Genomic DNA, 9,162 nt, shown 5'->3' with positions numbered 1-9,162 from the left:
AAACTTGGCTCAGCAATCGTTGGTTACATCTTTGATTTCTCGCGGAGTAACTTGTGATGCTGATAATCTGTTGACTAGCAGTCTGACTCCACAAGCACCCACACGAATTGCTTGATTCAGTTGTTAAAGAGCGGTTGGTTAAGATCTTTCGTCTCAACCGAGGCGCGCATTCTACAGCAGCCTCATTTGCTGTCAAGTGATTATTTTCAGAAGTTTTCCAAGTTTCCTTTTCAACTTCAACCACTTGCGCTTCAGATCTCTCGTCAGCGGGAGGCGAATTCTACAGCGTTACACGCTGCTGTCAACACCCCTTTTTCAACTTCCTTTTGGCTTCGATGACCTGAAGCAACCTGCTGCCGAAAACTGCATAACTCATTGTTTACCAAGGAGTTTTCCGTTTCGACTGCGCCGGAAGTGGGGCGAATTATAGGCCTCCAGAATCTGCCGTCAAGCACTGATTCTGGCTTTCTACCGATATGTACAAAAACACTGCATATATATAGACGCGCCTGCGGGGAATGCGCAGTATATTGCCCAACACAAAAAGAAATACCCTTGATTCCTATATTTCGGACGATGCCACGTAATGAATGATCAGCCTCGCAGCCTGGCCTCTACCCTGTTCTCGGTTGGGCTGCTGCTCATAGCCATGGCATCGATCCAGTCCGGAGCCTCCCTGGCCAAAAGCATGTTCTCCGTTGTTGGCCCTCAGGGGACGACAACATTACGACTGATTTTTGCCAGCGTGATCATGATGCTGATACTGCGTCCATGGCGGGCAAAACTCACCGCAAGATCCCTGCGCACCGTCATCGTCTACGGGATGGCGCTGGGCGGCATGAACTTCCTCTTCTATATGTCATTGCAAACCGTCCCGCTGGGCATCGCGGTGGCTCTTGAATTCACCGGCCCACTGGCCGTGGCGATCTACGCCTCGCGTCGCGCTATCGACTTTTTGTGGATCGCCCTGGCTGCCGTCGGCTTGCTGTTACTGATACCAACAGGAGAAGCGACAGCAGGAATCGATCTGGTAGGCGCCGGTTATGCCTTGGGTGCAGGGATCTGCTGGGCACTGTACATTCTGTTTGGCCAAAAGGCCGGGGCCGATAATGGCGTGCAAACCGCCGCACTGGGGGTAATGATCGCCGCGCTTTTTGTAGCCCCTATCGGTATTGTCCATGCCGGCTCCGCATTGCTGACCCCGTCACTGATCCCCGTGGCCCTTGGCGTCGCCGTCTTGTCCACTGCCCTCCCCTACACCCTGGAGATGGTCGCTCTGACCCGCATGCCGGCCAGAACCTTCGGCACATTGATGAGCATTGAGCCTGCCTTCGGTGCGTTATCGGGCTTGCTGTTCCTGCATGAATACCTCTCACTGTCGCAGTGGATGGCAATCCTGTGCATCATCCTGGCCTCCGTCGGCGCAACCATGACCATGAGCACTGCCGCCAGGCCAGCAGTAGCGGCAGATTGAGAGCGGAGATGACACGGGTCTGGTATTTACCGCTCAACTAGGCCATGTTTAGCCCCGCAACCCAAGGTCATGCCATGGACAAATCCAGATAGGGATATCGGTACGCGTCAAGCGAAAGCGAATGCAGCCAGACCCGGGCACAAGATCCGGGGACGCTAAAAGGACAGTAATGAAACGAATTTTGATACTGGTCGCCGTACTTGCAATTGCAGGCTGCGCAGCGACCTCGGAAACACAGATCAAGCACGGCAAGAAAGGGCTACACATCAACTGCTCCGGATTGTCTTCATCCTGGGACAAGTGCTACGCCAGCGCCGCCAACTCCTGCGCACCCAAGGGATACAAGGTCATTGCCAAGTCGGGAGATGCCGTGGAAGAGCCCGGCGACTATCCTTTTGGCCTCAATCCTGCGGGTTATACCAGCCGCAGCATGATCGTCATCTGCAAATAGGCAAGGTCGTCGCGTCAGATTCTCGGACTTGCGATCTGACGGCCGATTTCCTCGTAGCTGGACTTCAGCACTGTGCGCTGGATATCCGGGCTAGCGAGCATACGCGCCACGACCAGCGCGCCAATACATTGCGACAGAATCGCCCACGCCAGGCTGTCGCTTTGCAAAACACCTGCCCAACTTTCCTGAAGCCGACAAATCCAGTGCTCTGCCTGTTGGCGGACTGTCAGGTCGGAACGGGCAATTTCCGCCCCCAATGCCGGTAATGCACAACCGGTTTCCGGATTCTCGACGTGAGACATGCTCAGGTACTGTTTCAAGCAGCGCTCAAGCTTGTCACGATCCTGCCCTTCCCCCAGTCGCGCCAGACTTTGACCCAACTCACGTTCAACAATGGTTGCGAACAACTCGTCTTTCGACGAGAAGTGGCTGTAGAAAGCACCGCCACTCAAGCCAATCGCCTTCATCAGGCCGTCCACGCCCACCGTTGAAAATCCCGATTTCTTGGCCGATACCGCGCTGCTTTCCAGCAGCCTTTGCCTGGTTTCCAGCTTGTGACTGGCCGAATAACGCATTGTCCTTCTCCCGAGGTTGATCACCTTGACGCTTGTCGAATCGTAGCATAACGTTCGTTTAGCTAACGATCGTTTACCAAAAGGGATCTACCCATGAATAACAAGAAGGTCGTACTGGTTGTCGGTGCAGGTGATGCCACGGGCGGCGCCATTGCCAAGCGTTTTGCCCAAGAGGGTCTTGTCGCCTGCGTCACCCGCCGCAGTGCGGACAAGCTCCAGCCACTGGTGGATGCCATCAAGGCCGATGGTGGCGAGGCCCACGGTTTTGCCTGCGATGCACGCAAGGAGGAAGACGTGATCGCGCTGGTCGAGCGGATCGAAAGCGAGATCGGCCCCATCGAGGCATTTGTCTTCAACATCGGCGCCAACGTGCCGTGCAGCATTCTCGAAGAAACCGCCCGCAAGTATTTCAAGATTTGGGAAATGGCCTGTTTTTCCGGCTTCCTCAACGCGCGTGAAGTGGCCAAGCGCATGGCCAGGCGCCAGCGGGGTACGATCCTGTTCACCGGCGCCACCGCAGGCATGCGTGGCGCTGCCGGGTTCGCCGCATTTGCGGGTGCCAAGCACGGCATTCGTGCACTGGCGCAAAGCATGGCCCGAGAGCTCGGCCCCATGAATATTCACGTTGCCCATGTCGTCGTCGACGGCGCCATCGATACCGACTTCATCCGTGAAAGCTTCCCGGAAAAATATGCCACCAAGGATCAGGATGGCATCCTGAATCCCGAGCATATCGCCGAAAATTACTGGTACCTGCACAGCCAGCCCCGCGATGCCTGGACCTTCGAGCTGGACCTTCGCCCCTGGAGCGAACGCTGGTAATTCCCCAAAAAAAACAACAAGATGAGCGCCTTGACCATGAGCAAAACCGTGGAGTTCTACTTCGACCTCGGCAGCCCCGCCACCTATCTGGCCTATACCCAGCTACCGAAAATTTGCGCACAGACTGATACCCGGTTGATCTACATTCCGTTCTTGCTGGGCGGAGTGTTCAAAGCCACCGGCAACGCCTCTCCGGCGACTGTCCCGGCCAAGGGCCGCTACATGTTTCAGGATCTGGACCGCTACGCCAAACGCTACGGCGTGCCCCTGAAATTCAATCCGCACTTCCCGATCAACACCTTGATGCTCATGCGCGCCGTGACAGGCATGCAGTTGCGCCACCCTGAACGCTTTGCCGCCTTCATCGACTGCCTGTTCAACGCCATTTGGGTCGACGGTCGCAGCCTGGATGAACCGGCAACCGTCGCGGCAGTATTGAGCGAAAACGGATTCGATCCACAAGAGGTGCTGGCCCTGACCGCCGATGAGGAAGTCAAAGCCCTGCTCAAGGACAACACCGAAAAAGCCGTGCAGCGAGGAGTGTTTGGTGCGCCGAGCATGTTTGTCGATAACCAGCTGTACTTCGGCCAGGATCGACTGGACTTCGTACTCGAGGCCCTGGGTTAAATCTCGACCACCAACCGCCCCTTTGCCGCTCCTGACAAGAGCAGTACATGGGCGTCTTCTGCGGATTCCAGCGTGAACGAGTGCGGGTCAAGCAATGGCGCGAGCTTGCCCGCCTCAATCAACTGCGCCGCCTCGTGCAGAATCTCGCCGTGATGCTCACGCCCCTTGCCGGTCAGGAGCGGCAGCAAAGTGAAGACACCGGAGTAAGTCGCCCCGCGAAAGGAAAGCGGTGCCAGGCTGTGCTGCCCCCACCCCAGGCAACTGAGCACATGACCGTGATACATCCGTGCCGCCTTGAATGACGCATCCAGCGTTTCCCCCCCCACTGTGTCATAGACAATGTCGAAGCCCTCACCGGCCGTATGCTCCGCCACATAGTCTTCAACCGAAGACTTGCGGTAATCGATAAACGTCGCGCCGAACCCTTCGATAATCGACTGCTGCCCGGCAGAGCCCGTAGCAAAAACTTCTGCGCCAAAAGCGCGGGCGATTTGCACCGCGACATGGCCAACACCACCGGCGCCACCATGGATCAATACCTTCTGCCCGAGCCGAACGCGAGCCCGGTCGACCAGACCTTCCCAAGCGGTGATCAGCACCAGCGGCAATCCGGCAGCCTCACGCATGCTCAAGTTGCGCGGTTTACGTGCCAACAGCCGTGCATCGACCGCCGCGTATTCGGCCAATGAACCTTGAATACCACCAATACCGGTGGCCATGGCGTACACCTCATCCCCCGGCAGCCAGCCACTGACGCCCTCCCCCAACGCCGCTACGGTCCCGGCCAGATCCATTCCCACTATTGCCGGCAATGGTTGCCCCGCATGGGTCGCCTGCCCGGAGCGGATTTTTCCATCCAGCGGATTCACACCGCTGGCCCGGATCCTGACCAATACCTGCCCCGCCTGCGGCACCGGCCGTGCAACGCAAACCAAACGTAATGGCGCATTGGCCGAGTCGACCATCAGAGCGCGCATATTCAGTGAGCCAGTCATTTCGCCATGTCCCATCAGAAGTGAATACAGGATCAATCTTGCCTCGCCCTATTCATGCCGATAAGACGCCATATCGCTATAGTGATCATGCCGATACAGCATCAATGAGGAATCCCGTGGACAAACTCAATGCAATGGCGATTTTCGTGCGGGTGGTCGAACGGGGCAGTTTTTCCGCCGTTGCCCGGGAGTTGCAGACCAGCCAGCCGACCATCAGCAAAGTATTGCAAGCACTGGAAACCCGATTGGGCGGAAAGCTGATTGCCCGCAGCACCCGCAAGCTATCCCTGACGGACGAAGGTCAGCGCTATTACAACGAATGCCGGACCATCCTCGCCGCCGTGGATGCGGCAGAACATAGCTTCCAGTCCGGTCGGGAAAGGGTCGCCGGACCTCTGAAAATCGGCTCGTCGGTGAGTTTCGGGCGCCTGCAGATCGCACCCCGGTTGCCGGACTTTCTCAAACACTACCCTGACGTACAGATAGACCTGCAACTGAGCGATCAAAACCTGGATCTGGTCGGCGAAGGGCTGGACGTCACATTCCGGATCGGTGCCCTGAACGACAGTGGCCTGATCGCTCGCCATGTCGGCAGTACCCAACGTGTGACCGTCGCATCACCTGACTACCTCAGGCAAAACGGCCAACCGCAAACACCGCAGGAACTGGGCAGGCACAACTGCCTGATGTTCAACCTGCTGAGCAGTCAAAACCTGTGGGTGTACACAAAAGACGCCCAACGCCACGAAGTGCGGATCAAGGGCAATGCGCAGAGCAACAATTCCGAGGCGATCCGCGAAATGGTGCTGGGGGGATTGGGGATTGCGCTGTCACCGGTGTGGCTATTCAGCGAAGACCTGAGCGCCGGCCGGGTGAGCGCGATTTTGCAGGACTACAGTACGTTGTCGCTGCCAATTTATGCCGTATCCCTGGCGAATCGTCGCCAATCCGCCAGGGTCAAAGCCTTTGTCGACTATATGGCTCAGGCGCTGGAAAAAGCGCCTGAGCTGCACATAAACAAATAGCTACACAGGAACCAGTAGCTGTACCCGATCAGATAGCCGTAGTGCGAGTGTTCAGCCACTCAAGTGCAACACCCTCGACCAACGGACTCAGACGCTCACGCACTTCGGCGTGGTAGGCGTTGAACCACTGTTTTTCCTCGTCCGACAGCAACGATGTTTCCAGGCAACGTGTGTCGATCGGGCACAGGGTCAGCGTTTCGAACTTCAGGAAATCGCCGAATTCGCTCTTGCCCGCCTCACGGTTCATCGCCAGGTTTTCGATCCGCACCCCCCAACGACCCGGACGATAGGTGCCCGGTTCAATGGACGTGATCATGCCGGGTTGCATCGCAGTTTGCGGTGCAGGCGCGGCCTGATAAGCGATGACTTGCGGACCTTCGTGGACGTTCAGGAAGTAACCGACGCCATGACCGGTGCCGTGACCGTAGTCGACACTTTCCGCCCAGATGGGCGCACGGGCGATGGCATCGAGCAGCGGCGACAGGATGCCTTTCGGGAACTGCGCGCGGGACAAGGCAATCACGCCCTTGAGCACGCGGGTGCAATCGCGCTTTTGCTCATCGGTCGGTGTGCCCACCGCAACCATCCGCGTGATGTCAGTGGTGCCGCCCAGGTACTGGCCGCCAGAGTCGATCAGCAGCAGGCCGTCCCCTTCGATCACCGCGTGTTCCTCTTCGGTGGCGTGGTAGTGCGGCATCGCGCCATTGGCGTTGAACGCGGCGATGGTGTTGAAACTCAGCGACACATAATCCGGACGGCGCTCACGGGCGGCGGTGAGTTTTTCGTCGATGGTCAGTTCGGTGATGCGCTCGCGCCCCAGCGCCAAGTCCAGCCAGGCAAAGAATTCGCACAGCGCTGCGCCGTCCTGTTCCATGGCCTGACGGATGTGTTCGGCATCGGCCAGGCTCTTTTGCGATTTGGCCAGGGTCGTCGGGTTCAGGCCTTCGATCAGCCTCACTCCGCTGTCGAGGTTGTCCAGCAACCCCGCCGTGACCCGCGCCGGGTCGACTTGCAGGCTCGCACCGCTCGGTACGGCACGCAGTGCGGCAGAGACTTCGCTGTAATCGCGCAAGGTCACGCCGTCCTGTTCGAGGATGGCGCGCAACTCGGCGCTGACTTTGCTCAAGGCAACGAACAGCGTGGCCTGTTGCTGATTGATCAAGGCGAATGAAACAAACACCGGGTTGAACGACACGTCGCCGCCACGCAGGTTGAACAGCCAGGCGATGTCATCCAGGGTGGCGATGAAATGCCAGTCGGCACCCCGCGCCTGAAGGGTTTCACGCAGTTTGGCGAGTTTTTCGCCACGGCTGACGGTCGCCTGTGGTGGCAAGTGCTGATAGATCGGTTCGTTCGGCAGGACTGGGCGGTCGTTCCAGACTCCGCTCAGCAGGTCGATGTCGGTGCGCAGACGGGCGCCACGCTCTTCAAGCTTGCTGCCCAGGGTCCGTGCCGAAGCCACGGCCATGACCGCGCCATCGACCGCGACAACGCCCCCCTCGGGGGTTTGCTCGGCCAGCCATTCCAGTGGCCCGGGCTGACCCGGTTGCAGCTTGACCAGATCAATGCCGCTGCCCTTGAGCTCCTTGGTCGCCTGCTCCCAATAACGGCTGTCGGCCCAGACGCCGGCAAAATCCGGGGTCACGATCAGGGTGCCGACCGAACCATGGAAACCCGACAACCACTGACGCCCCTGCCAGTAGCCCGGCAGGTATTCGGACAAGTGCGGGTCGGCCGACGGCACCAGCAAGGCGTGAATGCCCTCCCGGCTCATCAATTCGCGGGTTTGCGCCAGGCGCTGAGGCACCGATCCATTGATCGAAAGCTGCGTATTCATCGTGTCTCCTGCTAACCACTTCATCATTATTGTTGGGTGCCGATCAGCGCCGGCGCTTCGTCGCCTTATTGCCAGAATGCCGGAGCACTGGCGCAGGCCGCCTTGATCAGTTGAACCGCCTGGTCGATGTCCTGCTCGGTGGTGAAACGCCCGAGGCTCAAACGAATGGTGCGACTGGCCGAACGGGCATCATGCCCCAGGGCCAGCAGTACATGGGATGGGGTATTGCTCGCGGAATTGCAGGCCGAGGCCGCGGAAAACGCGATCGAGGCCAGCAACGCCGCCGGGTTGAACTCGCCTTCGCTGAAGGTCAGGCTCAGGGTATGGGGAATGCGCCGGGTCGGGCTGCCGTTGAGCCGCACGCCGGGAACACTTTGCAATTGCTCGAGCAAGCGTTCACGCAAACGCACGATGGTGGCTTTCTCTTCATCGAACGCAGCCGCCGCCAGTGCAAAGGCCGCGCCCATGGCCACGATCTGATGGGTCGCCAGCGTGCCGGAACGCAAACCGCCCTCATGCCCGCCGCCATGGATCTGCGCCTGCAAACGCTGTTGTGCACGCGGACCGACGTACAACGCACCAATGCCTTTGGGGCCATAGAGCTTGTGCGCGGAAAACGACATCAGGTCCACCGGCCACTGCCCGAGATCGATCGCCACTTTGCCCACGCCCTGTGCGGCGTCGACATGGAACAACGCCCCGCGATCACGCACGACCTGACCGATGGCGGGAATGTCGTTGAGGGTGCCCAGTTCGTTGTTGACCAGCATCAGCGACACCAGGAAGGTGTCCTCGCGCATGGCTTCGCTGACCGCTTGCGCGGTGATCAGGCCCTCGGCGTCCGGCACCAGATAAGTCACCGCGACACCAGCCTCCTGCAGTTGCTTCGCAGTATCGAGAATGGCCTTGTGTTCGATCTGGCTGGTGATGATATGGCCGCCGCCAATGCCGCGGGCCTGAGCCACGCCTTTGAGCGCGAGGTTGTTGGATTCGGTGGCGCCGGAGGTCCAGACGATCTGCCCCGGCGTCGCGCCGACCAGTTCGGCGACCTGGCATCGCGCCTGTTCGACCGATTGCCGGGCCTGCTGGCCGAAGACGTGGGAGCTGGAGGCCGGGTTGCCGAAATTGCCGGTAAAGCCCAGACACTCGACCATCACCTTGATGACCCGCTCATCCACCGGCGTGGTGGCGGCGTAATCGAAATACAACGGACGTTTATTCATAAAAGACTCGCAGAGCGTGTTCCGGGATCAGGAAGCTCGTGACTGCAAACGGCAAAGCGCAGCCTTGTGAGCTGCGCGCTGTTTTCAGAACGCTACCAATACCTGATCGGATGCCGTTAAAGAAGAACTACTT

At 58.8% G+C, this 9,162-nt stretch carries 9 protein-coding genes; 5 read left to right on the top strand and 4 right to left on the bottom strand.

The genetic code is table 11. From position 1 onward, the window contains the following. The first annotated feature begins 586 nt into the window (after positions 1-586). Together rhtA and AC1DWG_RS29535 are read left to right on the top strand one after the other, a co-directional pair. The gene (gene rhtA / locus AC1DWG_RS29540) at positions 587-1,474 is read left to right on the top strand and encodes a threonine/homoserine exporter RhtA (RefSeq protein ID WP_008020439.1); all 888 of its coding nucleotides are present in this window, start codon (positions 587-589) and stop codon (positions 1,472-1,474) included. 169 nt (positions 1,475-1,643) lie between these two features. Beyond that, positions 1,644-1,925, top strand: a complete 282-nt coding sequence (locus tag AC1DWG_RS29535) for a hypothetical protein (protein WP_477756613.1) — start codon at positions 1,644-1,646, stop codon at positions 1,923-1,925. Positions 1,926-1,939: 14 nt separating this feature from the next. On the opposite strand, the gene AC1DWG_RS29530 is transcribed toward AC1DWG_RS29535, so the two are convergent. Then, entirely contained in the window at positions 1,940-2,500 is a 561-nt protein-coding gene (locus tag AC1DWG_RS29530; protein ID WP_477788717.1) for a TetR/AcrR family transcriptional regulator, read from the bottom strand. 93 nt (positions 2,501-2,593) lie between these two features. Here AC1DWG_RS29530 and AC1DWG_RS29525 point away from each other — a divergent pair, with 93 nt between their 5' ends. Together AC1DWG_RS29525 and AC1DWG_RS29520 are read left to right on the top strand one after the other, a co-directional pair. Next, positions 2,594-3,322 carry an SDR family oxidoreductase gene (locus AC1DWG_RS29525; RefSeq protein WP_477756615.1) on the top strand — a complete coding sequence of 243 codons (729 nt, stop codon included), beginning with the start codon at positions 2,594-2,596 and terminating at the stop codon, positions 3,320-3,322. A gap of 36 nt (positions 3,323-3,358) precedes the next feature. Continuing rightward, positions 3,359-3,949 (top strand): 2-hydroxychromene-2-carboxylate isomerase, encoded by a 591-nt coding sequence (locus AC1DWG_RS29520; RefSeq protein ID WP_477756616.1) that lies wholly within the window; start codon positions 3,359-3,361, stop codon positions 3,947-3,949. Here the strand turns inward: AC1DWG_RS29520 and AC1DWG_RS29515 are convergent. Beyond that, entirely contained in the window at positions 3,946-4,944 is a 999-nt protein-coding gene (locus AC1DWG_RS29515) for a zinc-dependent alcohol dehydrogenase family protein (protein ID WP_477788716.1), read from the bottom strand. The genes AC1DWG_RS29520 and AC1DWG_RS29515 overlap by 4 nt on opposite strands. 104 nt (positions 4,945-5,048) lie before the next feature. Between AC1DWG_RS29515 and AC1DWG_RS29510 the strand changes: the two genes are divergently transcribed. Next, the gene (locus AC1DWG_RS29510) at positions 5,049-5,969 is read left to right on the top strand and encodes a LysR family transcriptional regulator (protein ID WP_477765436.1); all 921 of its coding nucleotides are present in this window, start codon (positions 5,049-5,051) and stop codon (positions 5,967-5,969) included. Between the two features lie 28 nt (positions 5,970-5,997). Here the strand turns inward: AC1DWG_RS29510 and AC1DWG_RS29505 are convergent, their stop codons facing one another. Both AC1DWG_RS29505 and AC1DWG_RS29500 read right to left on the bottom strand, forming a co-directional pair. Then, entirely contained in the window at positions 5,998-7,806 is a 1,809-nt protein-coding gene (locus AC1DWG_RS29505; protein ID WP_477788715.1) for an aminopeptidase P family protein, read from the bottom strand. 65 nt (positions 7,807-7,871) lie between these two features. Further along, positions 7,872-9,029 (bottom strand): cysteine desulfurase family protein, encoded by a 1,158-nt coding sequence (locus AC1DWG_RS29500; protein WP_477788714.1) that lies wholly within the window; start codon positions 9,027-9,029, stop codon positions 7,872-7,874. Positions 9,030-9,162: the final 133 nt, after the last annotated feature.

It is taken from the genome of Pseudomonas sp. P4_B3, assembly GCF_056402295.1.
The sequence above is the reverse complement of the archived record's forward strand: the minus strand, read 5'-3'. Positions and strand labels throughout refer to the sequence as shown.

Bases quoted from the DNA above. Each gene is read 5' to 3' on its own strand.
- AC1DWG_RS29520 (WP_477756616.1), top strand. From the start codon at position 3,359: ATGAGCAAAACCGTGGAGTTCTACTTCGACCTCGGCAGCCCCGCCACC.
- AC1DWG_RS29500 (WP_477788714.1), bottom strand. From the start codon at position 9,029: ATGAATAAACGTCCGTTGTATTTCGATTACGCCGCCACCACGCCGGTG.
- AC1DWG_RS29530 (WP_477788717.1), bottom strand. From the start codon at position 2,500: ATGCGTTATTCGGCCAGTCACAAGCTGGAAACCAGGCAAAGGCTGCTG.
- AC1DWG_RS29510 (WP_477765436.1), top strand. From the start codon at position 5,049: ATGAGGAATCCCGTGGACAAACTCAATGCAATGGCGATTTTCGTGCGG.
- AC1DWG_RS29505 (WP_477788715.1), bottom strand. From the start codon at position 7,806: ATGAATACGCAGCTTTCGATCAATGGATCGGTGCCTCAGCGCCTGGCG.
- AC1DWG_RS29535 (WP_477756613.1), top strand. From the start codon at position 1,644: ATGAAACGAATTTTGATACTGGTCGCCGTACTTGCAATTGCAGGCTGC.
- AC1DWG_RS29515 (WP_477788716.1), bottom strand. From the start codon at position 4,944: ATGACTGGCTCACTGAATATGCGCGCTCTGATGGTCGACTCGGCCAAT.
- rhtA (WP_008020439.1), top strand. From the start codon at position 587: ATGAATGATCAGCCTCGCAGCCTGGCCTCTACCCTGTTCTCGGTTGGG.
- AC1DWG_RS29525 (WP_477756615.1), top strand. From the start codon at position 2,594: ATGAATAACAAGAAGGTCGTACTGGTTGTCGGTGCAGGTGATGCCACG.